Annotated in this window: 37 protein-coding genes; 2 read left to right on the top strand and 35 right to left on the bottom strand. The window is 61.3% G+C overall.

The annotated features are described in order from the left end of the window. Positions 1 to 15: 15 nt before the first annotated feature. The gene (locus tag AC1RKI_RS24885; RefSeq protein ID WP_492798018.1) at positions 16 to 1,278 is read left to right on the top strand and encodes a magnesium transporter CorA family protein; all 1,263 of its coding nucleotides are present in this window, start codon (positions 16 to 18) and stop codon (positions 1,276 to 1,278) included. Here AC1RKI_RS24885 and AC1RKI_RS24880 read toward each other — a convergent pair. From AC1RKI_RS24880 to AC1RKI_RS24715, 34 genes are all read right to left on the bottom strand, one after another. Next, entirely contained in the window at positions 1,275 to 3,242 is a 1,968-nt protein-coding gene (locus AC1RKI_RS24880; protein ID WP_492798045.1) for a protein-disulfide reductase DsbD, read from the bottom strand. The genes AC1RKI_RS24885 and AC1RKI_RS24880 overlap by 4 nt on opposite strands. Before the next feature lie 33 nt (positions 3,243 to 3,275). Next, entirely contained in the window at positions 3,276 to 3,596 is a 321-nt protein-coding gene (cutA, locus tag AC1RKI_RS24875; protein ID WP_407648845.1) for a divalent-cation tolerance protein CutA, read from the bottom strand. Between the two features lie 157 nt (positions 3,597 to 3,753). Continuing rightward, the gene (gene rplQ, locus AC1RKI_RS24870; protein WP_011299296.1) at positions 3,754 to 4,149 is read right to left on the bottom strand and encodes a 50S ribosomal protein L17; all 396 of its coding nucleotides are present in this window, start codon (positions 4,147 to 4,149) and stop codon (positions 3,754 to 3,756) included. Positions 4,150 to 4,308: 159 nt separating this feature from the next. Further along, on the bottom strand, positions 4,309 to 5,289 hold the full coding sequence (locus AC1RKI_RS24865) for a DNA-directed RNA polymerase subunit alpha (RefSeq protein ID WP_061956534.1): 981 nt from the start codon (positions 5,287 to 5,289) through the stop codon (positions 4,309 to 4,311). Positions 5,290 to 5,465: 176 nt separating this feature from the next. Beyond that, positions 5,466 to 6,089 (bottom strand): 30S ribosomal protein S4, encoded by a 624-nt coding sequence (gene rpsD, locus AC1RKI_RS24860; protein ID WP_061956536.1) that lies wholly within the window; start codon positions 6,087 to 6,089, stop codon positions 5,466 to 5,468. 280 nt (positions 6,090 to 6,369) lie between these two features. Next, positions 6,370 to 6,771: a 30S ribosomal protein S11 gene (gene rpsK / locus AC1RKI_RS24855; protein WP_008642963.1), complete on the bottom strand. Its 402-nt coding sequence runs from the start codon at positions 6,769 to 6,771 to the stop codon at positions 6,370 to 6,372. 24 nt (positions 6,772 to 6,795) lie between these two features. Next, positions 6,796 to 7,161 (bottom strand): 30S ribosomal protein S13, encoded by a 366-nt coding sequence (gene rpsM / locus AC1RKI_RS24850; RefSeq protein ID WP_011299299.1) that lies wholly within the window; start codon positions 7,159 to 7,161, stop codon positions 6,796 to 6,798. A 19-nt stretch (positions 7,162 to 7,180) separates the two neighbouring features. Next, complete coding sequence (gene rpmJ / locus AC1RKI_RS24845; protein ID WP_008642959.1) at positions 7,181 to 7,297, bottom strand: 50S ribosomal protein L36; 117 nt, start codon at positions 7,295 to 7,297, stop codon at positions 7,181 to 7,183. Between the two features lie 31 nt (positions 7,298 to 7,328). Next, positions 7,329 to 7,547: a translation initiation factor IF-1 gene (gene infA / locus AC1RKI_RS24840; RefSeq protein WP_010812378.1), complete on the bottom strand. Its 219-nt coding sequence runs from the start codon at positions 7,545 to 7,547 to the stop codon at positions 7,329 to 7,331. A gap of 28 nt (positions 7,548 to 7,575) precedes the next feature. Next, positions 7,576 to 8,919, bottom strand: a complete 1,344-nt coding sequence (gene secY, locus AC1RKI_RS24835; RefSeq protein ID WP_061956538.1) for a preprotein translocase subunit SecY — start codon at positions 8,917 to 8,919, stop codon at positions 7,576 to 7,578. A gap of 49 nt (positions 8,920 to 8,968) precedes the next feature. Further along, positions 8,969 to 9,403: a 50S ribosomal protein L15 gene (gene rplO / locus AC1RKI_RS24830; RefSeq protein ID WP_018313957.1), complete on the bottom strand. Its 435-nt coding sequence runs from the start codon at positions 9,401 to 9,403 to the stop codon at positions 8,969 to 8,971. A 19-nt stretch (positions 9,404 to 9,422) separates the two neighbouring features. Next, positions 9,423 to 9,605 (bottom strand): 50S ribosomal protein L30, encoded by a 183-nt coding sequence (rpmD, locus tag AC1RKI_RS24825; protein ID WP_061956590.1) that lies wholly within the window; start codon positions 9,603 to 9,605, stop codon positions 9,423 to 9,425. A 10-nt stretch (positions 9,606 to 9,615) separates the two neighbouring features. Continuing rightward, positions 9,616 to 10,134: a 30S ribosomal protein S5 gene (gene rpsE / locus AC1RKI_RS24820; protein WP_492798026.1), complete on the bottom strand. Its 519-nt coding sequence runs from the start codon at positions 10,132 to 10,134 to the stop codon at positions 9,616 to 9,618. Between the two features lie 21 nt (positions 10,135 to 10,155). Beyond that, entirely contained in the window at positions 10,156 to 10,512 is a 357-nt protein-coding gene (rplR, locus tag AC1RKI_RS24815; protein WP_061956591.1) for a 50S ribosomal protein L18, read from the bottom strand. A gap of 11 nt (positions 10,513 to 10,523) precedes the next feature. Next, the gene (rplF, locus tag AC1RKI_RS24810; RefSeq protein ID WP_061956542.1) at positions 10,524 to 11,057 is read right to left on the bottom strand and encodes a 50S ribosomal protein L6; all 534 of its coding nucleotides are present in this window, start codon (positions 11,055 to 11,057) and stop codon (positions 10,524 to 10,526) included. Between the two features lie 9 nt (positions 11,058 to 11,066). Continuing rightward, the gene (gene rpsH, locus AC1RKI_RS24805) at positions 11,067 to 11,462 is read right to left on the bottom strand and encodes a 30S ribosomal protein S8 (protein WP_061956544.1); all 396 of its coding nucleotides are present in this window, start codon (positions 11,460 to 11,462) and stop codon (positions 11,067 to 11,069) included. A 27-nt stretch (positions 11,463 to 11,489) separates the two neighbouring features. Further along, positions 11,490 to 11,795 (bottom strand): 30S ribosomal protein S14, encoded by a 306-nt coding sequence (rpsN, locus tag AC1RKI_RS24800; protein ID WP_008642942.1) that lies wholly within the window; start codon positions 11,793 to 11,795, stop codon positions 11,490 to 11,492. A gap of 9 nt (positions 11,796 to 11,804) precedes the next feature. Beyond that, entirely contained in the window at positions 11,805 to 12,347 is a 543-nt protein-coding gene (gene rplE / locus AC1RKI_RS24795; RefSeq protein ID WP_061956546.1) for a 50S ribosomal protein L5, read from the bottom strand. A 25-nt stretch (positions 12,348 to 12,372) separates the two neighbouring features. Further along, on the bottom strand, positions 12,373 to 12,681 hold the full coding sequence (gene rplX, locus AC1RKI_RS24790; protein WP_061956548.1) for a 50S ribosomal protein L24: 309 nt from the start codon (positions 12,679 to 12,681) through the stop codon (positions 12,373 to 12,375). A gap of 9 nt (positions 12,682 to 12,690) precedes the next feature. Beyond that, positions 12,691 to 13,059 carry a 50S ribosomal protein L14 gene (gene rplN / locus AC1RKI_RS24785; protein ID WP_019451025.1) on the bottom strand — a complete coding sequence of 123 codons (369 nt, stop codon included), beginning with the start codon at positions 13,057 to 13,059 and terminating at the stop codon, positions 12,691 to 12,693. 272 nt (positions 13,060 to 13,331) lie between these two features. Continuing rightward, complete coding sequence (rpsQ, locus tag AC1RKI_RS24780; RefSeq protein WP_008642939.1) at positions 13,332 to 13,610, bottom strand: 30S ribosomal protein S17; 279 nt, start codon at positions 13,608 to 13,610, stop codon at positions 13,332 to 13,334. Next, positions 13,607 to 13,801: a 50S ribosomal protein L29 gene (rpmC, locus tag AC1RKI_RS24775; protein WP_008642937.1), complete on the bottom strand. Its 195-nt coding sequence runs from the start codon at positions 13,799 to 13,801 to the stop codon at positions 13,607 to 13,609. Before rpmC ends, rpsQ begins: the two co-directional genes overlap by 4 nt. Positions 13,802 to 13,811: 10 nt before the next feature. Continuing rightward, the gene (gene rplP, locus AC1RKI_RS24770) at positions 13,812 to 14,228 is read right to left on the bottom strand and encodes a 50S ribosomal protein L16 (RefSeq protein WP_006576240.1); all 417 of its coding nucleotides are present in this window, start codon (positions 14,226 to 14,228) and stop codon (positions 13,812 to 13,814) included. 2 nt (positions 14,229 to 14,230) lie between these two features. Beyond that, positions 14,231 to 15,028: a 30S ribosomal protein S3 gene (gene rpsC / locus AC1RKI_RS24765; protein WP_061956550.1), complete on the bottom strand. Its 798-nt coding sequence runs from the start codon at positions 15,026 to 15,028 to the stop codon at positions 14,231 to 14,233. A gap of 9 nt (positions 15,029 to 15,037) precedes the next feature. Further along, positions 15,038 to 15,367 (bottom strand): 50S ribosomal protein L22, encoded by a 330-nt coding sequence (rplV, locus tag AC1RKI_RS24760; protein ID WP_061956552.1) that lies wholly within the window; start codon positions 15,365 to 15,367, stop codon positions 15,038 to 15,040. A gap of 9 nt (positions 15,368 to 15,376) precedes the next feature. Next, a complete protein-coding gene (rpsS, locus tag AC1RKI_RS24755; RefSeq protein ID WP_061956553.1) occupies positions 15,377 to 15,652 on the bottom strand; it encodes a 30S ribosomal protein S19 in 276 nt (91 codons plus the stop codon). Between the two features lie 22 nt (positions 15,653 to 15,674). Beyond that, positions 15,675 to 16,505, bottom strand: coding sequence for a 50S ribosomal protein L2 (gene rplB / locus AC1RKI_RS24750; protein WP_061956555.1), 831 nt, complete (start codon positions 16,503 to 16,505; stop codon positions 15,675 to 15,677). 2 nt (positions 16,506 to 16,507) lie between these two features. After that, on the bottom strand, positions 16,508 to 16,822 hold the full coding sequence (gene rplW / locus AC1RKI_RS24745) for a 50S ribosomal protein L23 (protein ID WP_061956557.1): 315 nt from the start codon (positions 16,820 to 16,822) through the stop codon (positions 16,508 to 16,510). Next, positions 16,819 to 17,439 carry a 50S ribosomal protein L4 gene (gene rplD, locus AC1RKI_RS24740; RefSeq protein WP_061956559.1) on the bottom strand — a complete coding sequence of 207 codons (621 nt, stop codon included), beginning with the start codon at positions 17,437 to 17,439 and terminating at the stop codon, positions 16,819 to 16,821. The genes rplW and rplD overlap by 4 nt, the downstream gene beginning before the upstream one ends. Positions 17,440 to 17,451: 12 nt before the next feature. Beyond that, positions 17,452 to 18,096, bottom strand: a complete 645-nt coding sequence (gene rplC, locus AC1RKI_RS24735) for a 50S ribosomal protein L3 (protein ID WP_008642922.1) — start codon at positions 18,094 to 18,096, stop codon at positions 17,452 to 17,454. Between the two features lie 268 nt (positions 18,097 to 18,364). After that, positions 18,365 to 18,865, bottom strand: coding sequence for a flavin reductase family protein (locus AC1RKI_RS24730; protein ID WP_492798032.1), 501 nt, complete (start codon positions 18,863 to 18,865; stop codon positions 18,365 to 18,367). A gap of 18 nt (positions 18,866 to 18,883) precedes the next feature. After that, the gene (locus AC1RKI_RS24725; RefSeq protein ID WP_244786232.1) at positions 18,884 to 20,125 is read right to left on the bottom strand and encodes a styrene monooxygenase/indole monooxygenase family protein; all 1,242 of its coding nucleotides are present in this window, start codon (positions 20,123 to 20,125) and stop codon (positions 18,884 to 18,886) included. A 33-nt stretch (positions 20,126 to 20,158) separates the two neighbouring features. Then, on the bottom strand, positions 20,159 to 20,947 hold the full coding sequence (locus tag AC1RKI_RS24720) for an SDR family oxidoreductase (RefSeq protein ID WP_244786234.1): 789 nt from the start codon (positions 20,945 to 20,947) through the stop codon (positions 20,159 to 20,161). A 73-nt stretch (positions 20,948 to 21,020) separates the two neighbouring features. Further along, complete coding sequence (locus AC1RKI_RS24715; RefSeq protein ID WP_150980906.1) at positions 21,021 to 22,247, bottom strand: dienelactone hydrolase family protein; 1,227 nt, start codon at positions 22,245 to 22,247, stop codon at positions 21,021 to 21,023. A 308-nt stretch (positions 22,248 to 22,555) separates the two neighbouring features. Between AC1RKI_RS24715 and AC1RKI_RS24710 the strand changes: the two genes are divergently transcribed. Further along, a complete protein-coding gene (locus AC1RKI_RS24710) occupies positions 22,556 to 23,569 on the top strand; it encodes an AraC family transcriptional regulator (protein WP_244786235.1) in 1,014 nt (337 codons plus the stop codon). Between the two features lie 110 nt (positions 23,570 to 23,679). On the opposite strand, the gene rpsJ is transcribed toward AC1RKI_RS24710, so the two are convergent. Continuing rightward, positions 23,680 to 23,988, bottom strand: a complete 309-nt coding sequence (rpsJ, locus tag AC1RKI_RS24705; RefSeq protein WP_006160488.1) for a 30S ribosomal protein S10 — start codon at positions 23,986 to 23,988, stop codon at positions 23,680 to 23,682. Between the last annotated feature and the right edge of the window lie 34 nt (positions 23,989 to 24,022).

Here is a 24,022-nt window from a genome sequence, read left to right as displayed (position 1 = left end):
CTCCACTTCGCCCGCATGCAACTACTCGGCTTTTCAGCCAGCCAGGTGCATCCGCTCACGACGCTGGACGCTGCGAGGGACTTTCTTTCAGGCAATGCGGCGGCCAGCTTCGTGTGGGCGGATTTTGCCACCGACGAAGTCACGCAAGCGCCCAGCGCCTGGCGGGACAGCCTTGCGGCGCTCACTGGCGCGCCCATTCTCGATCTCCATCTGGCAGACGCCACGAACGGCGCCCATCCGTCGTTCTTTGATACGACGAATGCGTACGACATGGTAATCTTTCGAAAGCTCACCTTCGAGACGAGTCGCCTGTTTGCCGAAGCAGAGGCCGAAGCGTCAAGCACTAATACAGGCACCAACGCAGACAGAGCGCCACCGCCGACCGGTGCTACCGGCCCTGCGCCGCCCGCTGCGGCAATGCCGGCAACGACCAAGGCATCGCGCAAGCATCCGCCCGGCTTTCTTCCCGCGCTCGCGCGCATCGACACGCAGCCGGTGACATTTTTCGTATTCGACAGTGTGCTGGTGACGGTGCGCCCGTCACCGTCGCGCACCATCGATCAGGTGCGGCAGCGTCTGCTCGATACCTGCGGTACACCGCGCTCGGCGGCGGCACGCACCAACGGCGGCACGGGGTTGCTGCACGGCGTGCGCCCGCCGACCCGGCCGGAGGACCTGATGCTGCGGCTGCTGAACGCGATGGTCGATCGGTATCTTGATCTGCGCGCACCGCTTACGCGTCAACTCGATCGATGGCAACGCGCCCTACTTAGTACCCGCCGCAGCTTTTCCAGCTGGGAAGGCTTGCTCGATGCACGAATCCAGTTGCGGCGACTCGAGCATTTAAGCGAAGAACAACGCGACGCCCTGCAGGAATTTCGCGACAGTCTTCTCGATAATCAGTACAGCGCCGGCACTGATACGGCCCCCACCTCGGCAAGCCGCGACGAAGTCCTGCTGGTGCGCCTGACGGATCTGATGGAACACATCCTTCGCGTGCTTGCACACGCAAGGCGCCTGGAAGACTCGATCGAATCCGCCGTCCAGATCCATTTTTCGGCAGTTGCACATCGGACCAATCGAACGATGCGCGCCCTGACCATCATCACAGCGCTGTTCATGCCGTTGACCTTGATTACCGGGGTTTTCGGCATGAACTTCGCGCGCATGCCCTGGCTTCAGGAGGCGAATGGATTCTGGTGGGCCATCGCGCTGATGGCGGCTGTCGTCGCTGCCACTGGCGGTATCTGGGCGCTTGCCCGATGGCTGGACCGCTAGCCCTCAGCAGGCGCGACTACGCTGGCCGAGGGCTGCTTGTCAAACGCGCGATCGAGGCTCTCCGCAAATTTATTGGCTGACTGGAAGCCAATCACACGCACAGGGCGCTCTTTGCCATCCGCACCGAAGAAGATAATGCCGGGCGGGCCGAACAGACCGAAGCGCTTCAGCAGCGCTTTGTCATCGGCGTTGTTGGCGGTCACATCGGCCTGCAGCAGCACGACGTTCGACAATCGTGCGCGCACACTGGTGTTCGGAAACGTCAGGTTTTCCATTTCCTTGCAGCTGACACACCAGTCAGCATAGAAATCGAGCATTACCGGCCGCCCGGATGCCGCCGACTGCGCAACGCGCGCATCAAGTTCAGCCACGCTGCGAATGCGTTCGAAGCGAATGTTCTCTGGCCCGGACTGCCCCGGGGCTGCGCGCGATAAACCGCTCAAGTGCGACAGCGGCTGCAACGGATCCCGCCCCCCGGAGGCCAGTCCAATAATCTGTATTGCGCCGGCAAGCGCCGCCAATAAGCCGATCGCCTTACCCACGCGCAGCAAGGCACGGGCGTCCGGGGCAAGGGAGTCGAATGCCCCGAGATACACCGCTGCCACGACGAGCAGCGCCGCCCAGGCCAGCATCAAGGTCCACGCCGGTACGACGGGTGTCACCATCCAGATGGCCACGCCGAGCAACAGGAAGCCGAAGAAGCGTTTGGTCGCATCCATCCACTTGCCCGCGCGGGGCAACAGATTTCCCGCGCCCACGCCCACCAGGATGAGCGGAACCCCCATACCCAGGGCCATGGCCAGCAACGCAGCGCCTCCGGTGAGCGCGTCGCCGGTCTGCGCGATGTAGGCAAGCGCGCCTGCAAGAGGCGCGGTCACGCAGGGCCCGACGATCAATGCGGAGATCGCGCCCATCGCAGCTGCGCCGATGATCTGGCCACCTTGCCTCCGGTTCGATGATTCCGTCATGCGCGTCTGCCAACGGTGCGGTAATTGCAGCTCGTACACGCCGAACATCGAAAGAGACAGGGCGACCATCAGCGCTGCAAAAAATCCCAGCGCCCAGGGCGTCTGCAATGTTGCAGCGAGACCTTCGCCAGCGAGGCCTGCCGCGACACCAACCGCCGTATAGACCACCGCCATACCGAGGACGTATGCCAGGGACACGACGAAGGCGCGGCCGCGCGTCACATGCTCGCCGACGACGATCGACGAAAGAATCGGGACCATCGGCAAGACGCACGGCGTGAAAGTGAGCAAAAGCCCCAGGCCAAAAAAGAATGCGGCGATCAACGCAATATTCTGGCTCGCGAGCGCTCTGGCGATGCGGTCGTTCTCATCTGGCGTACTGCGCGTTGCAGCGACTGCGGGCGAAGTCGACGCCGGCAGATTCGATGCATCGGCTTCGGGCTTCACCGGCGTGGCGTCCGCGGCAGCGCCGCGATTCGCGCCGAACAGGTTGCCGAGTACTGAGCCGCCGACCTTGTAGGTACTTTCCATCGGCGGATAGCACAGTCCCTTGTCGGCACAGCCCTGTGAAGTGACGGTCAGTGTCCAGCGCCCGTCGGCTGGCGCGTGTTCGATAGGCAGCTGTATCGTGACGGCGCCCCGATAAGTCTCCATGTCCTTGCCGAAGGTCTCGTCGAAATGGACTTTGCCTTGTGGCAGCGCCGGTTTGCCTAGGCGCACATCGGCAGGTTGCGCAGCAAAGGACAGACGTTCGCGATACAGGTAGTAGCCGTCGGCTACATCGAACCGGATTTCCAGCGTTTGCGCATCCAGTTGCCGGGCCGAAAAGCGGAATGCCTGCTCCGGCGGCAAAAAGTCATCTTCCGTGGCGGCATGGACGCTGGCGGCGAAGAAAACGCTCGCCAGCAACGTCAGCAAGAATGCGACGAAATGCCGCACGTAAGATCCGGCGTCATACCCCTGATTCGACCCGCTAGCGATGCTGTTACTCATCATTCCCATGAGGTAATCCGATACGTGTTCTTTGTTTCAGGGCTTTTTTGGCATCCCTGTCGCTTCCCGCCCCACCCAGGCCAGATAGGCCGGCAACCCGGCCGACAAAGGCCAAGCAACAACCTCGGGCACATCGTATGGGTGTTCTGCCTCGATCATGGCCTGCAGCGCAGCGTACTGGCGCTGTGTTGTCTTGATCAGGAGCGGCCATTCCTGCGTACTTTCCAACTGTCCTTGCCACCAGTACTCGGACTGGCATGGCGCAAGCCGGTTCACGCAGGCCGCCACGCGCGCCTGCAACACGGCGCGGGCCACACGTTCGGCCGAAGCTTCGTCGGGCAGGTTGGTCATTGCCATCCATACCGATTCTGCCGCAGCGGCGTCTGATCCCGAATGAGCCGATTCTGAAATTGTCATGATTGTGCTTGGACAAAACAAAAGAGCCAGGCAATAGCCTGGCTCGATTGTAGTGCTGCATCCGGTTGCCCGTCAGTGGCGACGGGCGCGGCATGTCTTATTCCGCGGCTTCTTCGGCCGGAGCTTCGGTGATTTCCGGACGATCCACCAGCTCGACCAGCGCCATCGGCGCGTTGTCGCCCTGACGGAAACCGAACTTCAGGATACGCGTGTAGCCGCCCGGACGAGCGTTGTAACGCGGGCCCAGTTCCGTGAACAGCTTGGTGACCATATCGCGGTCGCGCAGACGTGCGAATGCCAGGCGGCGGTTGGCCACGGTGTCCTTCTTGGCCAGCGTGATCAGCGGCTCGACGACCTTGCGCAGTTCCTTGGCCTTCGGCAGCGTAGTCTTGATCAATTCGTGTTGGAACAGCGAATTGGACATGTTGCGCAGCATCGCGAGACGGTGCGACGAGGTGCGGTTCAGTTTCCGCAAACCATGACGGTGACGCATGATGATTCCTTTCTATTTCAGTGTTTGTCCAGCTCTTCTATCGCCATCGAGCGCGGTGCGCCAACGGTGGTGCGGGCCGGTAGTGCTTCGATGCTACGGGCAACATGCCCGCAGCGCTATGACACGCGGAGCGGCCTTGCGACGGCCCCGCATCGTCAATTACTTCTCCAGACCTGCCGGCGGCCAGTTCTCGAGCTTCATGCCGAGCGTCAGACCACGCGATGCCAGGACTTCCTTGATCTCGTTGAGCGACTTGCGACCCAGGTTCGGGGTCTTGAGCAGTTCGTTCTCGGTACGCTGGATCAGGTCGCCGATGTAATAGATGTTTTCGGCCTTCAGACAGTTGGCCGAACGCACCGTCAGCTCGAGATCGTCCACCGGGCGCAGCAGGATCGGATCGATCTGCGGCGCGCGGCTCGAGGCGGCCTCCGCAGCCGATTCCGTGCCTTCCAGTGCTGCGAAGACCGACAGCTGGTCCACCAGGATGCGGGCCGACTGACGAATCGCTTCCTCCGGCGAAATAACGCCGTCGGTTTCGATGTTCATCACCAGCTTGTCCAGGTCGGTACGCTGTTCCACGCGCGCCGACTCCACTGCGTACGAAACGCGGCGTACTGGCGAGAAGGAGGCGTCCAGAACGATGCGGCCGATGACCTTGCCTGCCTCGTCGCCGAACTTGCGCACGTTGCCCGGCACATAGCCGCGGCCTTGTTCGACCTTGATCTGCATGTCGAGCTTGCCACCGGCGGACAGGTGGGCAATCACATGACCGGGATTGATGATCTCGACATCGTGCGGCAGCTCGATATCGGCCGCCGTGACCACGCCTTCGCCATCCTTGCGCAGCGACACCGTGACTTCATCACGGTTATGCAGCTTGAACACCACGCCCTTCAGATTCAGGAGCAGGTTGACCACGTCTTCTTGCACGCCGTCGATGGTGGAATACTCGTGGACCACCCCAGCGATCGTGACCTCAGTCGGGGCATAGCCGACCATCGACGAAAGCAGTACGCGACGCAGGGCGTTACCAAGCGTATGCCCGTAACCGCGCTCAAACGGCTCCATCACGACTTTGGCGTGGTGGTCGCCCAGCGGTTCTACGGCGATGATTTTTGGTTTGAGGAGTGCTGTTTGCATTAGGTTGTCCTTTTCAATACCCTCGGCTCGTTACACCGATAAGGCTGACGTTTGGAACCTGAGAAAACCCATCACAGGATGGGCAATAAGCCCGGCGCGCCACACGGCGCGCCGGGCTGAAAACGAAGCCTTGCGAGAAAGGCAAGCGCAGAACCGTACGAATGTCGATTCCGCGATTAGCGCGAATACAATTCGACGATCAGGCTTTCATTGATATCGCCAGCGATATCGGTACGATCCGGGGCTTGCTTGAACGTGCCCTCGAACTTCTTCGCATCGACATTCACCCAGGTCGGGAAGCCCGACTGCTCGGCCAGCGACAGCGCCTCGGCGATACGGACCTGCTTCTTCGACTGTTCGCGGATCGACACCACGTCGCCAGCCTTGATCTGGGCCGACGGCACGTTCAGCGCCTGGCCATTGACCAGGATTGCCTTGTGCGACACCAGCTGACGCGCTTCGGCGCGCGTCGAGCCAAAGCCCATGCGGTACACGACGTTGTCCAGGCGCGATTCCAGCAGCTGGAGCAGGTTTTCGCCGGTGTTGCCCTTGCGGCGATCGGCCTCGGCGAAATAGCGACGGAACTGACGTTCCAGCACGCCGTAGATGCGCTTGACCTTCTGCTTTTCGCGCAGCTGCGTGCCGTAGTCCGACGTACGGGCACCGGAGGTGCGGCCGTGCTGACCCGGCTTGCTGTCCAGCTTGCACTTGTCGGCCAGCGAACGGCGGGTGCTCTTCAGGAACAGGTCTGTGCCTTCACGGCGGGAAAGTTTGGCCTTCGGGCCGGTATAACGTGCCACTTTATCTTCCTTTGATCGATCGCGACGCCAACAGGACGCGCCGCGAGTCCGTCATCGATTATGACGGACGGTGGGCTTATGGTTCTTCATCCGCGGCTGTTCAGCCTGCCGGAGGCAACGCAAAAGCATGACGACAACGCCCGCGCCAACACAACGAAGCGCAAGACGTGAACGCAAAACGAAAACCTGCCGCAATAAATTGCAGCAGGTGAACGCGCGATATTACCATAGTCCGAAGCCCTTGACGGAAAAACCGACCAGGGCTTCGTGAACCAAGCGCTTAGATACGACGGCGCTTCGGCGGACGGCAGCCGTTGTGCGGCACCGGCGTCACATCTTCGATCACGGCGATCTTGATGCCCAGCGCGTTCAGCGCACGGACAGCCGATTCGCGGCCCGGGCCCGGACCCTTGATGCGCACTTCCAGGTTTTTGATGCCCTGGTCTTGCGCAACGCGGCCAGCGTTTTCAGCTGCAACCTGAGCAGCAAACGGGGTCGACTTACGCGAGCCCTTGAAACCCTGACCACCGGCGGTTGCCCACGACAGGGCGTTACCCTGACGATCGGTGATGGTGATGATGGTGTTGTTGAACGAAGCGTGGACGTGCGCGATGCCGTCGGCAACGTTCTTCTTGACCTTCTTACGCGCGCGCTGGGCGGCGTTATTCGGACCTTTTGCCATTCGTTTCTTCCTATGCCTTCGGCTTTACTTCTTCAGTGCCACGCCGGCCTTGCGCGGGCCCTTACGGGTACGGGCATTGGTGCGGGTACGCTGGCCGCGGAGCGGCAGACCCTTGCGGTGACGCATGCCACGATAGCAACCAAGGTCCATCAGACGCTTGATGTTCATCGTGGTTTCACGACGCAGGTCACCCTCGACCGTGACCTTGCCCACTTCGTCACGAAGCTTTTCCAGGTCGGCGTCGGTCAGATCCTTGACCTTCTTGTCAAACGGTACACCGGTAGCCTCGCAAATCTTGCGGGCGCGCGAGCGGCCGACACCGTAAATGGCCGTCAGGCCGATTTCGGTATGCTTGTGGTTCGGGATGTTAACCCCTGCGATACGTGCCATTCGTCAATCCTCTTTCCGATTAGCCTTGGCGTTGCTTGTGGCGGGGATCCGACGAGCAGATCACGCGCACGACACCGTTGCGCTTGATGATTTTGCAGTTGCGGCAAATGCGCTTAACAGAAGCCAGCACTTTCATGATTTTCCTCTTCCTTCAATTCCACTTCGCATCACTTCGTCCTAAAGACGATTCGTGCGCGTGACAGATCATATGGAGTCAGCTCAACCGTCACCTTGTCACCCGGAAGTATCCGGATGTAGTTCATTCGCATCTTGCCGGAGATGTGGCCAAGTACTACGTGACCGTTCTCCAGTTTGACGCGGAACGTCGCGTTGGGGAGATTTTCCAGGACCTCCCCCTGCATCTGGATGACGTCGTCTTTTGCCATACCTGGTGCCCGTCCCGACCCAGCCTACTTAGCGCAAGGTCAGGTTACCCTTGAAATTCGCCTTCTTTAGCAGCGACTCGTACTGCTGCGACATGACATAGGACTGAACCTGGGCCATGAAGTCCATCGTGACGACCACGATGATCAGCAACGAGGTTCCGCCGAAATAGAACGGAACGTTCCAGCGCAGCACCAGGAACTCCGGCAACAGGCAAACCAGTGTGATGTAAATCGCACCAGCCAGCGTCAGGCGCACCAGAATCTTGTCGATATAGCGCGTCGTTTGCTCGCCTGGACGGATGCCCGGAATGAAGGCTCCACTTTTCTTCAGGTTGTCCGCAACTTCCCGGCTGTTATAGACCAGAGCCGTATAGAAGAAGCAGAAGAAAACAATTGCAGTAGCGTACAGCAGGATGTAGACCGGCTGACCCGGGGACAACGTAGCTGCCAGGTCCTTGATGACCCTGCCAACCGTGCCGGTCGAATCAGACGTGAACCAGCCCGCAATCGTCGCCGGAAACAGAATGATCGACGATGCGAAGATCGGCGGAATCACGCCAGCCATGTTCAGCTTCAGCGGCAGGTGCGACGATTGACCGCCATACACCTTGTTGCCGACCTGACGTTTGGCGTAATTCACCAGGATCTTGCGCTGGCCACGCTCGATAAACACCACGGCGTAGGTCACACCACCAATGATCGCCACGATCAGGATCGCCGCGATAATGCTCATGGAACCCGTGCGAACCAGTTCGAACAGTCCGCCGATCGCATTAGGAAGACCCGCTGCGATACCGCCAAAGATGATGATCGAGATGCCGTTGCCCAGACCACGCTCGGTAATCTGCTCGCCGAGCCACATCAGGAACATCGTGCCGGTCACCAGCGTGATCACCGCCGTCGCCCGGAACATCAGACCCGGATCGATAACCAGTCCACGCTGCGACTCAAGCGCAACCGCGATCGACAACGCCTGGAAAGTGGCCAGAACCACCGTGCCATAGCGCGTGTACTGCGTGATCTTCCGTTGCCCCGCCTGCCCTTCCTTCTTCAGCGACTCCAACTGCGGCAGCACGATCGTCAACAACTGCATGATGATCGACGCCGAGATGTACGGCATGATGCCGAGCGCGAAGACGGTAAAGCGCGACAGCGCACCGCCCGAGAACAGGTTGAACATCCCAAGGATGCCACCCGACTGACTCTGGAAAAGCTTCGCAAGCTGGTCCGGATCGATCCCCGGCACGGGAATATGCGCCCCGATGCGGTAAACGATAAGAGCCAGCACCAGGAACATCAGCCGGCGCTTCAGATCGCCGTACTTCGCCGTATTCCTGGCTTGCGCGCTTGCATTGGGTTTCGCCGTGGCCAAACGATGCTCCGACTGTGACTTCGCCTATGCTGCGAATACTACTGCGTAATTACGCTGCGATCTGACCGCCAGCGGCTTCGATCGCGGCCTTTGCGCCGGCAGTGGCACCCAGACCCTTGATCGTAACCTTGCGGGTCAGTTCACCGGCTTTGATGACCTTTGCGCTCTTGACCAGATCGCCCACCAGGCCAGCTTGCTTCAGGACCAGCAGGTCCACTTCGGCAGCTTCCAGGCGCTCGATGTCGCGCAGGGTAACTTCAGCGGTGAAGGCCTTGGTCAGCGAGGTAAAACCACGCTTCGGCAGACGACGATACAGCGGCATTTGACCGCCTTCGAAGCCGACCTTGTGGAAGCCGCCCGAACGCGACTTCTGACCTTTGTGACCGCGACCAGCCGTCTTGCCCAGGCCGGAGCCGATACCGCGGCCGACGCGACGCTTGGCGTGCTTCGAACCGTCGGCCGGTTTCAGGTTATTTAGTTGCATGTTGCTCTCCGAGTCCCGATCAGGCCAGAACCTTAATCAGGTACGAGACCTTGTTGATCATGCCGCGCACGGCGGGCGTGTCCTGCAGCTCCGAAACGGAGTTCAGGCGACGCAGGCCCAGGCCACGCACGGTGGCGCGATGATCCTCGCGCGTGCCGATCAGGCTGCGCACGAGTTGCACTTTTACGGTTTTCTGCGACATTTCGTTCACCTTAGCCGAGGATGTCTTCGACCGACTTGCCGCGCTTGGCAGCGATTTCTGCCTGCGTGCTCATCTTGCGCAGACCATCGAGGGTGGCGCGAACCATGTTGTAAGGGTTGGTCGAGCCGTGCGACTTCGTCACAACGTTCGTCACGCCCATTACTTCAAAAATCGCGCGCATCGGACCACCAGCGATCACGCCGGTACCTTCCTTGGCCGGCATCATCAGTACCTTGGCAGCGCCGTGCTTGCCGATGACTTCGTGCTGCAGCGTGCCGTTCTTCAGGGCGACCTTGACCATCTTGCGACGGGCTTCGTCCATTGCCTTCTGCACGGCCACCGGAACTTCCTTGGCCTTGCCCTTGCCCATGCCGATGCGGCCATCGCCGTCACCCACCACGGTCAGCGCAGCGAAACCGAGGATACGGCCACCCTTCACCACCTTGGTGACACGGTTGACCGAGATCATCTTCTCGCGGAGGCCGTCGTCGCGTTCGTCCTGCTGGACTTTTGCTTGCATCTTTGCCATGACGTATCTCTCTTTGAGCGCTTAGAACTTGAGGCCGGCTTCACGCGCGGCGTCGGCCAGGGCCTTCACGCGGCCATGGAAGCGGAAGCCGCCGCGATCGAACGCGACAGTTTCCACGCCAGCAGCCTTTGCCTTCTCGGCAACGCGCTTGCCCACCAGGGTGGCCGCAGCAACGGTAGCGCCGCTGCCGGTCAGTTCCTTGCGCACTTCTGCCTCGGCGGTCGAAGCCGAAGCCAGCACTTGCGTGCCGCACGGCGAGTACACCTGAGCGTAAATATGCGAATTCGTACGGAACACGGTCAGACGATTGATCTTCAGTTCCGCGATCTTTGCGCGGGTCTGACGTGCACGGCGCAAACGAGCGTCTTTCTTGTTCATCATTGGACCCCTTACTTCTTCTTGGTTTCCTTCAGGATGACACGCTCGTCGGCGTAGCGAACACCCTTGCCCTTATAGGGCTCGGGCGGACGGTACGCGCGGACTTCCGCGGCAACCTGACCGACTTTCTGCTTGTCAGCACCCTTGATCACGATCTCGGTCTGCGTCGGCGTTTCGGCCTTCACGCCTTCCGGCATTTCGTGGATCACATCGTGCGAGAAACCAAGCTGGAGCTTCAGCGCGGCGCCTTGCAGTTGAGCGCGGTAACCCACGCCAACCAGCGTCAGCTTGCGCTCGAAACCGGTCGTAACACCCTTGACCATGTTGGCCGCCAAGGCGCGCATGGTGCCTTGCAGGGCGTTAGCTTCACGCGATTCGTCGACCGGAGCAAACGTCAGCGTGCCATCGGCAACGTCGACCTTTACCAGCTGATGAATCGGCTGGGACAGCGTGCCAAGCGGGCCCTTCACGGAGAGCACGCCAGCCGCCACGTTCACTTCTGCGCCTTTCGGCAGCGCAATGGGAGCCTTACCTACACGGGACATAATTGCTCCTTACGCGACGTAGCAGAGAACTTCACCGCCCACGCCAGTGGCACGTGCCTTGCGGTCAGTCATCAGACCTTGCGGGGTCGAGATGATTGCCACACCCAGGCCGTTCATCACTTGGGGGATGTCGCTGCGGCCCTTGTACACGCGCAGGCCGGGCTTCGAGACGCGTTCGATGCGCTCGATCACCGGGCGGCCGGCGTAGTACTTCAGACCAATGGTCAGTTGCGCCTTGCCGCCATCTTCCTGCACCGAGTAGTCGTCGATGTAGCCTTCGTCCTTCAGGACTTTGGCGATCGAGACCTTCAGCTTCGACGAGGGCATGACCACCGACGCCTTCTGCACGCCCTGGGCGTTGCGGATGCGCGTCAGCATATCGGCGATAGGATCGCTCATGCTCATACTGTTTCTCCTGTAGCCTGTGCGTAATTACCAGCTGGCTTTCGTCAGACCCGGAATCTCGCCCTTGAAGGCAATTTCACGGATCTTGTTACGCGCCAGGCCAAACTTGCGGAAGGTACCGCGGGGACGACCGGTGATCGCGCAGCGATTGCGCTGACGGGTCGGGTTAGCGTTGCGCGGGAGCTTTTGCAGCTCGAGACGCGCCAGATAACGCTCTTCTTCCGACTTTTCTTGGTCGTCAATAATGGCCTTGAGGTTTGCGCGCTTGTCGGCATACTTTGCCACGAGCTTTGCGCGCTTCTTCTCACGTTCAATCAGAGCCAGTTTAGCCACGGTTACCCCTTAATTACGGAACGGGAACTTGAACGCGCTCAGGAGAGCCTTGGCTTCCTCGTCGTTCTTAGCCGTCGTCGTGATGCTGATGTTCAGACCACGCAATGCGTCGATCTTGTCGTACTCGATTTCGGGGAAAATGATCTGCTCTTTCACACCGATGTTGTAGTTGCCACGACCGTCGAACGAGCGGCCCGACACACCACGGAAGTCACGCACGCGCGGCAGGGCCACGGTAACGAAACGATCCAGGAATTCGAACATACGCTCACCGCGCAGCGTCACCATCGCACCGATCGGGTAGCCCTGACGAATCTTGAAGCCGGCGATCGCCTTCTTGGCCTTCGTCACGACAGGCTTTTGACCCGCGATCTTGGTCAGGTCGCCAACGGCCAGTTCAATGACTTTCTTGTCATTGATGGCTTCACCGAGACCCATGTTCAGGGTGATCTTGGTGAAACGCGGCACTTCCATAACCGACTTGTAGCCGAACTGCTTCATCAGCGCCGGCACAACCTGTTCTTTGTAAATCTCTTGCAGACGTGCTGTCATGCTCAACTCCTATCTGTGCCCAGAATCAAGCGGTCAGGACGGCACCGGTCGTCTTCAGCACGCGTACACGCTTGCCGTCTTCGACCTTGATACCGACACGCGACGGCTTGCCATTGGCATCCACGAGCGCAACGTTGGAAATATGCAGCGGCATCAGCTTGTCGACCACACCACCGGTGGTGCCAAGCATCGGGTTCGGGCGAGCGTGCTTCTTGGCAACGTTCACGCCTTCAACCACGAGCTTGTCGCCTTGCACAGCTTGCACGAGACCGCGCTTGCCCTTGTCCTTGCCGGTCAGCACGATGACTTCGTCGCCTTTGCGAATCTTGTTCATGGCGGCTCCTTACAGCACTTCCGGAGCGAGCGACACGATCTTCATGAAGCGCTCGGTACGGAGTTCACGAGTCACCGGCCCGAAGATACGGGTGCCGATCGGCTCGAGCTTGTTGTTCAGCAAGACAGCAGCATTGCTGTCGAACTTGACGAGCGAACCGTCAGCGCGGCGCACGCCCTTGGCGGTGCGCACGACGACTGCGTTATAGATGTCGCCCTTCTTGACGCGACCGCGCGGCGCTGCGTCCTTCACGGTCACCTTGATGATGTCGCCCACGCTCGCATAGCGGCGCTTGGACCCACCCAGTACCTTGATGCACAGCACTTCGCGCGCACCAGTGTTATCGGCCACTTCGAGCCGGCTTTCTGTCTGAATCATGGTGTTATCTTCCCAACTTAATCCGCCAGCCTTCTTTTAAGAGGACTGCCGGTCAGTCTTGGTCCCGTCGGAGCCAGGCATTGCGCCAGCGCCGTTTGGGTTGATCAACTTGGAAGTCGGTAGTGCCAGCACCCCTTACATCGAGGCATCTGGCAGCGGCTCGCTTTACGGGCCCGCCCGGGTGATACTGCAAAGACGAACGCAACAAAGCGGAAGTCCAGGATTATAGCAACATAACCCTGGACTTGCAAGTCATGAAAGCACTGTTGTGCTTAGATGACGCGAGCAGCTTCTACCAGCCGGGAAACAACCCAGGACTTGGTCCGCGACAGCGGACGGGTTTCCTGGATCTCGACCTTGTCGCCTTCCTTGTACTGATTGGCTTCGTCGTGTGCGTGGTACTTCTTCGAACGCAGAACGTACTTGCCGTACAGCGGGTGCTTGACGCGGTTTTCGATCAGGACCGTCACGGTCTTGTCCATCTTGTCGCTCACGACACGGCCCACGAGGGTCCGGCGAAGCGACGTTTCAGTCTTCGCAGCTTCAGTCATTTCGCGTTCGCCTTCTCGGTCAGCACGGTTTGCACGCGCGCGATGTCCTTGCGCACCTTCTTCAGCTGGCTGGTGTTCTGCAGCTGTTGGGTGGCCTTTTGCATGCGCAGGCTAAATTGAGCCTTCAGCAGCTCGGAGAGCTCCTGATTCAGGCCTGCGGCGTCCTTGCCGCGCAGTTCGGATGCTTTCATCCCAATCTCCTTACGTACCGACCTGACGCACCACGAAATTCGTGGCGATCGGCAGTTTGGCGGCCGCGAGGCGGAACGCCTCACGCGCCAGCTCTTCGCTCACGCCATCCATTTCGTACAGCATCTTGCCCGGCTGAATTTCAGCCACGTAGTATTCCGGATTGCCCTTACCGTTACCCATACGGACTTCGGCAGGCTTCTTCGAGATCGGCTTGTCCGGGAAGATCCGGATCCAGATGCGGCCGCCACGCTTGATGTGACGGGTCATCGCACGACGTGCCGACTCGATTTGACGAGCGGTCAGGCGGCCACGGCCCATTGCCTTCAGGCCGAATTCGCCGAAAGACACGGCGTTGCCACGGGTAGCCTTACCCGTGTTGCGGCCCTTCTGCTCCTTGCGATACTTTCTACGCTTCGGTTGCAGCATTGTTATTCTCCACTCTTCGCGTCTGCGCCAGGCGCAGCACGACGACCAGCACCGGCACCACCGCGGCGGTTGCCAGCCGGACGGCCTTCGCCTTCACGGCGGCGGCCTTCCGGACGACCCGGGCGACGACGACGGTCTTCTTGCGGCTCTTCCACCACGGGCGCATCGTTGCGGCCCAGGTGATCGCCCTTGTAGACCCACACCTTGACACCGATGATGCCGTAGGTGGTTTCGGCTTCCGAGAAGCCGTAGTCGATGTCGGCGCGCAGGGTGTGCAGGGGCACACGGCCTTCGCGGTACCACTCGGTACGTGCGATTTCAATACCGTTCAGACGGCCCGAGCTCATGATCTTGATGCCTTGGGCACCCAGACGCATGGCGTTCTGCATCGCGCGCTTCATGGCGCGACGGAACATGATGCGGCGCTCGAGCTGCTGCGTGATCGAATCGGCGATCAGCTGCGCATCGGTTTCCGGCTTGCGGATTTCCTCGATGTTCACGTGCACGGGCACGCCCATGCGACGCTGCAGTTCGGCCTTCAGCAGTTCGATGTCCTCACCCTTCTTGCCGATCACCACGCCCGGACGCGAGCTGTAGATGGTGATGCGTGCATTGCGGGCAGGACGCTCGATCACGACACGGCCAACCGATGCGTTCTTGAGCTTCTTTTTCAGGAAGTCGCGAACTTCGATGTCTTCTTTCAGCATGCCGGCGAACTTCGTGTTGTTGGCGTACCAACGCGAAGCCCAGTTGCGGCTGACGGCCAGACGGAAGCCAGTCGGATGAATCTTCTGTCCCATCGTGACTCCTTAGTTGCCGAGCGTCACAGTGATGTGACAGGTTTGTTTCTCGATGCGGTTGCCGCGGCCCTTCGCCCGTGCGGTGAAGCGCTTGAGCGAGGTTGCCTTGTCGACGTAGATCGATTTGACCTTCAGCTCGTCAATGTCGGCGCCTTCGTTGTGCTCGGCGTTGGCGATGGCCGATTCGACCACCTTCTTCACGATCCCGGCAGCCTTCTTCGGGCTGAACGCCAGGATGTTGAGCGCACGCTCAATCGGCAGACCGCGGATCTGGTCAGCGACCAGACGCGTTTTCTGGGCGGAGATGCGGGCACCGCGATGAATCGCTTTCACTTCCATGATGGCACCTTACCTCTTCGCTTTCTTGTCAGCCGCGTGGCCCTTGAACGTGCGAGTGATCGCAAATTCGCCGAGCTTGTGGCCAACCATGTTTTCCGTCACGTACACCGGCACGTGTTGACGGCCGTTGTGAACGGCGATCGTCAGGCCGATGAAATCAGGCATGATCGTCGAACGGCGCGACCATGTCTTGATGGGCTTCTTGTCCTTGCCGCCTACGGCCGCTTCCACCTTTTTCAGCAGGTGGTCGTCGCAGAACGGACCCTTTTTTGCGGAACGAGTCATATCTTTAGCTCCTACCTACCGATTAGCGCTTGTGGCGGCGCTGGACGATCATGCTGTCCGTGCGCTTGTTGCTGCGGGTACGGTAACCCTTGGTCGGGGTACCCCACGGCGATACAGGATCGCGACCGGCAGCGGTCTTGCCTTCACCACCACCGTGCGGGTGATCCACCGGGTTCATCACCACGCCGCGAACGGTCGGGCGAATACCGCGCCAGCGCGTTGCACCGGCCTTGCCGATCACGCGCAGGCTGTGCTCTTCGTTACCCACTTCACCGATGGTGGCGCGGCATTCGATATGCACGCGACGCACTTCACCGGAGCGCAGACGCACTTGAGCGTACAGGCCTTCACGGGCCAGCAGCACGGCGGAACCACCAGCAGCACGCGCGATCTGCGCGCCCTTGCCCGGCAGCATTTCCACGTTGTTGATCGTGGTACCGACCGGAATGTTGCGGATCGGCAGGTTGTTACCAGCCTTGATCGGCGCTTCCGAGCCGTTCATCAGGGCCTGGCCAGCTACCATGCCCTTGGTGGCGATGATGTAGCGGCGCTCGCCGTCGGCGAACAGCACCAGCGCGATATTCGCGCTGCGGTTCGGATCGTATTCCAGGCGCTCGACCTTGGCGGGGATGCCGTCCTTGTCGTTGCGCTTGAAGTCGACCACACGGTAGTGGTGCTTATGACCACCGCCCTTGTGACGGGTGGTGATGTGGCCATTGTTGTTACGGCCCGACTTCTGGAATTGCTTTTCCAGCAGCGGAGCGTGCGGGGCACCCTTGTGCAGGTCGCGGTTAACGACCTTCACCATCGAGCGACGGCCCGGGGAAGTCGGCTTGGTCTTGACGAGTGCCATGATTACTTGGCCTCCGCTTCAAAATTGATTTCCTGACCCGGCTTCAGCGCCACGTAAGCCTTCTTCACGTGGTTGCGACGGCCCATGAAACGGCCGAAGCGCTTTTGCTTGCCCTTCTGGTTCAGGATCTGAACGGACTGCACCTCGACCTTGAACAGCAGTTCGACGGCGGCCTTCACTTCTGCCTTGTTGGCGTCGCGAGCCACTTCGAACACAACCTGTTCATTCTTGTCGGCGACCAGGGTTGCCTTTTCGGAAACCACCGGCGCGAGCAGCACCTGCATCAAACGATGATCGTTCTTGGCTACTTGCGTCATTTCAGCAACTCCTCGATCTGCGCGACAGCTGCCTTCGTCACCAGCACCTTCTTGTAGTGCACGAGCGACAGGGGATCAGCGTGACGCGGCTCCACGACTGCCACGTTCGGCAGGTTGCGCGAAGCCAGGTAGAGGTTCTCGTCGAGGCTGTCGGTAATGATCAGCACCGAGTCCAGGCCCATGGCCTTGAACTTGTCGGCCAGCAGCTTGGTCTTGGGTGCGTCGACAGCGAAACCGTCCACCACATTGATACGACCTTCACGTGCGAGCTGCGAGTAAATCGAGCGCATACCGGCACGGAACATCTTCTTGTTGACCTTCTGGCTGAAGTTCTCTTCCGGCGAATTCGGGAAGATGCGGCCACCGCCACGCCACAGCGGCGACGACGACATACCGGCACGAGCACGGCCCGTACCCTTCTGGCGCCACGGCTTCTTGGTCGTGTGCTTGACCTCTTCGCGGTCTTTCTGCTTGCGGTTACCGCTACGTGCGTTGGCCTGGTAGGCCACGACGATCTGGTGAACCAGCGCTTCGTTGTAGTCACGGCCGAACACTTCGGGCGAGGCTGCGACGCCGGCGCCGATTTGACCGTTGTCCTGGAGGAGCTTGAGTTCCATTACATGCGCTCCTTAAGCTTTGGCCTTGACGGCCGGGGTCACGATGACCTTGCCGCCCTTGGAACCGGGGATGGCGCCCTTGACCAGCAGCAGCTTGCGCTCTGCGTCGATCTTGGCGATCTCGAGGTTTTGAACGGTACGGGTGACATCACCGAGGTGACCCGTCATGCGCTTGCCAGGGAACACGCGACCCGGATCCTGCGCCATACCGATGGAACCCGGCACATTGTGCGAACGCGAGTTACCGTGGGTGGCACGACCCGAAGCGAAGTGGTAGCGCTTGATGGTACCGGCGTAGCCCTTACCGATGCTCACGCCCTGCACGTCGATCTTCTGGCCAACCTGGAACAGGTCGACGGACAGCGAGCTGCCAGCTTGCAGCTCGGCAGCCTTGGCTGCATCGATGCGGAATTCTTTGATGACTTCGCCAGCTTCCACACCGGCTTTGGCGAGGTGACCCGCCAGCGGCTTGGTAACGCGGCTTGCGCGTCGGCTGCCGAAGGTGACTTGAACCGCGGTATAACCGTCGGTCTCGTCCGTCTTGATTTGCGTCACGCGGTTGTCGCCGACCTCGACCACGGTAACGGGAATCGAATCACCGTCGTCCGTGAAAATACGGGTCATGCCAACCTTGCGACCTACAAGGCCAAGGCTCATGGTTTGCTCCATTCCCAGCTGCGATTGGCCGGGGCTGATTGATACACGAAAACTGTGTGAGTGCGGGTGCGCGAAAAGGATTGCGCATGACCAAAACGGTCCCCACTACCCGGAGAAACGGGTAGCCTTACACTATAACTCAGTCATTTGGAAAGGGCAAGTTGGTCTGCTGAATACTGTTGCAGGCGTGGGCCGTTGACACAGAATTCGACGAAATTGCGACGAAAAGTCGACTCGCCGCGGCTCGATCGCAGCCGATGCCGCGCTCTCAGGCAGTCAGACGGGCGAATGCGCCGCCGTAGAACACCAGTGGATCGCCTTCCGACGCGGCGATTTCGCGCACGGATCCGACGATCAGCAGGTGATCGCCGACCGGCTCAGCCTGCACCACGGCGCATGCCAGCGTGGCGAGCGCCTCCTGCAGATACGGCACGCCGGCCGGACACCGCCAATGCGCGACGCCAGCGAACTTGTCGGGCAAGGGCTGCGCGAACCTGCGCGCCAGGTCGTCGTGACCGGCGCGCAGGATGCTGACGCCGAATGGCGCGCCCACCGTGAACAAACCCGCATTGGGTGAGCGCCGGGCGAGGTTCCACACGATCAGCGGCGGCTCCAGCGAAACTGATCCAAACGAATTGACGGTCAGCCCCACCGCCTGGTTTTGCGCCGTACGTGCGCCAATGATGGCAACGCCCGTCGCGAATCGCCCACATACGCGCCGCAGGCTGGCGGGATCCGGCGCGAGCGCCGATGTCGAAACTGTATCCATGTCCGATGCCTCGCGCATTCAGGCGGCCTTCGCCGTCTGTTCGCCGATCAATTGCCGGCAGGCCGCGGGATCGCTCCACCACGGAAAGAAGTCGGGCGGGTTGTCGAAGCCGTTGGCAATGCGGCTGGCCAGCGCATCGGATGCGCCTGCGGCACCGAGCAGTTCCAGGATATGGGCGGGCGGCGGCGTCAGCAGCGAGTTGGTCCAGTTGACTACGGCGCTGGCGTATTGCCAGTAACGCTCGAACGTCGCATGCATCCAGTCGGCATCGAACGGGGCACCTTCGCGGGCGAGGATGCTGTCGAGATAGACCTTGCAGCATTTCGCCGCGTTGTTCGACCCTTGCCCCGTGATGGGGTCGTTCACGACCACTGCGTCGGCCATGCCGAAGACCAGTCGTCCGGAAGGCAACGTCAGCACCGGCTTGCGCACGGTCGGCGCAAATCGACCGGACAGGACGCCGTTGGCATCGGTCAACGACACGTCCTCGCAACGCTCTGCCTCCCACGGCAGATATGTACGCAAGATGCGCAGGCTCTCCTGCAGGTGGGCTTCGGGCGTGCGCGCCTCGGCCCAGCGGTCCATGGGGCCGCCGGGAATGCCTTCGAACACCATGATTTCGCATGGGCCCGACAGCGTGAGCGCTGGGAAGACGAAGTACTCGCCGACACCGGGGATGAGATTGAAACAAACGCGCGAGAACGGCTGGCGCGGCGTCATGCCCGTCACGTAGGTAAGCGCCAGCGCACGCTGCGGCGCGGTGAACGGGCTACGGTCGGCATCGCGCTCAAAACGACTGACGATTTCACCCTTGCCGGCCGCAAGCAGCACGAGATCATGCTCGACAGTCAATGCCTCCAGTTCGTCCAGGCCCACATCGACAATGCGCAAGTCTCCGCCGCGCGCGACAAAGGCGTCCATCCACGCCGGCATTTTCAGTCGCTGATCCACGGCCTGCGCGGGGCGATGCAGCCGCGCGGCCCAATCGATCACCTTCGCGCCCGGTTGCTCCGGATGCGGAATGGCCAGCCCGATGCCCTCCACCGACGGGCAGCTGTCTTCCCACCAGTTCAAACCCAGTTCCCGCTCAGTCTGCAAGGCGCGATCGAACATGCATTGGCTGGACATCACCTTTCCGGCGCGAATCTGATCCGGCGTACGGTTGGATAGCAGCGTCACGCGGTAGCCGTTGGCCTGCAGCCCCAAGGCCATCTGCAAACCGGACTGGCCGGCGCCGACAATTGCAATACGTTGGCCCATGATTGTCTCCGTGGTCGTTATTGGAAGGTGCGGTCAACCGGCCAGCTTGCCGATGGCGGGCGCATTCTGCTCCGGCCCCATGGCGGAATACCCGCCGTCCACCGCATAGTCGGCGCCGGTGACAAAACTCGCGTGATCGGAGCACAGGAACAGCACCACCTGCGCAACTTCGTCCGGCTCGCCGACGCGCCCAAGCAGATGGAACGGCGCGGCCACGGCATCGGTGCGGGCGCGATTGCCGCCGCTGACTTCGTCCATCAGCCTGCACCAGGTCCATCCGGGCGATACGGCATTGACGCGGATGCGGTCCCGCGCGAGGTCCATCGCCATGCTGCGCGTCAGCTGCGCCGTCGCCGCTTTCGAAACGGGATATAGCCAGCGCCCAGTTTGCGCGACGCGCGCCGAAATGCTGGTGAAGTTGACGATCGCTCCGCCGCCGCGCGCCCGCATATGCGGATGCACTGCCTGTGCCACCATCACGCTGGACACCACATTCACGTCGAGTGCGGCCAGCCAGTCGGCACGCGGCGATTGAAAGCCGTCGTCGAGATAAGTGCAGGCCAGATTGACCAGGATATCGATGGCGCCGAAGCGCTCCGCCACGCGCCCGATCGCATCGCGGATCTGCGCGTCCTGCGTGATATCGGTATGCACGAACATCGCGTTCGATCCCAGCGATGTCGCGGCCCGCTCGCCCGCCGCGGCGTCGATGTCGAGGATCGCCACTCGGGCGCCTGCGTCCACAAATGCACGCGCCACGCCGACGCCGATCAGCGTGGCGCCTCCCGTCACAATCGCGACCTTGTCCTGCAAGCCCTTCATGGTGGTGTCTCCTCGTTGGAAATACCGGGCGGCATCAGCGTGCCGCCCGTGGTTTGCGGCCGGTTTCAGGCCGTCATTTGCCTTCGCTTTCGCGCCAGCGCGGCATCAGCGTGTTCGATGGCAGTGTCTCGTCGAGCAGCTTGCGCGCGGTCTCGACGCCGGCCACCGGCAAACCCTTCGGGTCCAGCAAACCGATCTGCACCAGCACGCTGGCCTGGTCCCAGTAGATATGCTCGTGGTACAGCTTGTCGCCGCGGAACTTCACGATCGCGATCAGCGGTATTTCGACTCGCTTGCCGGTCGGCGGCACGCCGGGCAGCATCCAGTCGATCTCGCACGTATGGGTGAAGCAGAACAGCATCTCGTCGACCACCTGGTTGGCGCCGATCGTGCGCGACAGCGGAATCAGCGTGGTGTCCGGCGGATTGCTGTGGACGAAGTGATGCTGATAGAAGCGCTTGAGCTGGCGGTAGCCGACACCCCCGGTCATCGTCGGGATGTGGTTCACATAGGGTTCCCCGACCATCGTTGCCATGGTGGCATCGACATCGCGGACCGCGAATTCGTATTCGCAATGCTTGTCCCATAGCGCGGAGAAGTCGTAATGCGGGCCCATTTCTGTGCGGAATGCCGCGATCGACCGCTGATGCGCCATCAACGCCGACGCCTTGTCGAAATGCTCGCCGCCCGCCCGCGCGAATGCGTGGTCCATGCCGGCGTACACATACATCTCGATGTTGGGCCGATCTTGCAGCGCCTCGCGGATGCGCGCCTGCGCTTCGGGCGGGCAGAAGCCATCCCGCTCTGCCACATGCAGCACAAGCCGGCCGCGGATGTTGGCGGCCTCGTCCAGCGCGCGCTCGATGCCAACCCCGTAGTAGCCCACCGCGCACGCCACGTCGGGCAGCCGGCACGCGGCCAGGTAGGCAAGCTTGCCGCCCAGGCAGAATCCCAAGACACCTGTCTGGCCGACACACTCACCGCGCTCGCGCAGGGCGCGCAGCGCCGCGCCGACGTCCTGCACGCCCTTGTCCTCATCGAATTGCTGGTAAAGCTCCAGCGCACGCGGAAAATCCTTGCGTTCGTCCAGCTCGATGCCGGGCGCGATGCGCCAGAACAGATCGGGCACCAGCACCGTGTAGCCCTCTTCGGCGTAGTAGTCCGCCACGTTGCGCATGGTCGAATTGACGCCAAAGATCTCCTGGCACAGCACGATGCCCGGGCCCTTGCCCGCCGCCGGGGTGGCGAGATATCCGGTGAAACTGCCGTCCTGGGTCTGGATCTGGATGGTCTGGCCCATGTTTTTTCTCCTGTAGGTGGTAATGGCCACCGCGTGCGTGTCAGCCCTTGCTTCCAGCATGGACGACCCGCAGCGCAGCAAACTAGCCGCCGGATGCAGCGGTTATCCAATTAGTGCAGGAAAGTGTGTCGCTGTACAAGCGGCCGTGCGGGGACGCCGACGAATCCGCTATAGTGGTGCGCAGCGATTTACCGCCACGCACCCCGCGCGAGACGGCGGATCGCCGCCGGAATCATCTGGCGCGCACGCTTGCCCGGGCGGCTTCGGGGAGGCGGCAGCGTCAGGGCCGGCCCCGCCAGGAGCGAGACATGCTGCCGATGCCCCCGACTGCCCCGCCTGCGACACCGCTGACAGAAGCGCTGCTGCACGACACTGCGCGGCGCGTATTCGACACCGTCGATCTCGACACCACGCGCGCGCGCGTCGGGTCAGTCTTCAAACCCCATCGGCTAACCCTGCACGGCGGCTCGCTGCATGCGCGCATGCACCATGCCCCACTCGGGTCGGTGTCGTTCAATCGGCTCTCTTATGGCGGCGACGTGACGATCGACCCCGGGCCGCTCGGCGATTTCCTCCTCGTGCAGATGCCGATGGCGGGTCAGGCCGATATCCATTGCGGCAGCCAGCACATTGTTTCGGATGCGGCGCTGGCATCCGTGCTCACGCCAAGCGAAGCGTTGCGGATGCGCTGGAGCGCCGACAACGACCAGTTGATTGTGCGCATCGAGCGAAGCGCGCTCGAGCGAATCTGTTCCGCATATGTGGGACACAAGCCCAATCAGCCGCTGCGTTTCCGGCTCGACATGGCATGGCGAGGTACCGGCTGGCATGCACTGATGCAGTATCTGGCGCAGACGTTGGCCCACGCGCCGGAAACGATCAGTCATCCGCTGACCGCGTGCCAGCTGGAACAGTTGGTGATAGGCGCGCTGCTGACGTGCCAGCCGCACAGTCTTTCGGACAGGCTGCGCGAGAACGGCAAACCGCTGGCGCCGCGACATGTGAAGGTGGTCGAGGAACATATTCACGCGCATGCCGACGCGCCGCTGACGCCGGCGTTTCTGGCCGAGCTGGCCGGCGTGAGCTTGCGCAGCTTGTATGCGGGATTTCGCGAACATCGCGGCCTGAGCCCGATGGCCTATCTACGCACGGTGCGGCTGGAACGGGTACGGCAGGATCTGCTCAACGATCCGGCGCTCACTTCAGTGACGAGCGCAGCGTTGCGCTGGGGCTTTTCGCATCTGGGACGATTCAGCGCGGAATATCGGCGCGCGTTCGGCGAATGCCCGGCCAAGACGCTGCAAAGGCGTGGCCGCGGCTGAGGAATGCGGTTGGAGAATGCATGGCGCAACCTTGGCGCCCAAACAAAAAAGGCGAACCGAAGTTCGCCTTTTTTGCTGCATCGGACCGGACAAGCCGGCCCAAAACATCCTTACACCTTGATCTCGACGTCCACGCCGGCCGGCAGGTCGAGCTTCATCAGCGCGTCGACGGTCTTGTCCGTCGGATCGACGATGTCCATCAGGCGCTGGTGAGTGCGGATCTCGAACTGATCGCGGCTGGTCTTGTTGACGTGCGGCGAACGCAGGATATCGAAGCGCTGGATGCGGGTCGGCAGGGGCACGGGACCCTTGACGATGGCACCGGTACGCTTGGCGGTATCCACGATCTCAGCGGCCGACTGGTCGATCAGACGGTAGTCGAAAGCCTTCAAGCGGATACGGATCTTCTGGTTCTGCATGATTGTTCCTTAAAAGAGCGATGGGCGATGAGCC

The sequence above is a fragment of the Cupriavidus sp. GW822-FHT06G04 genome (genome assembly GCF_058799075.1).
The sequence above is the reverse complement of the archived record's forward strand: the minus strand, read 5'-3'. Positions and strand labels throughout refer to the sequence as shown.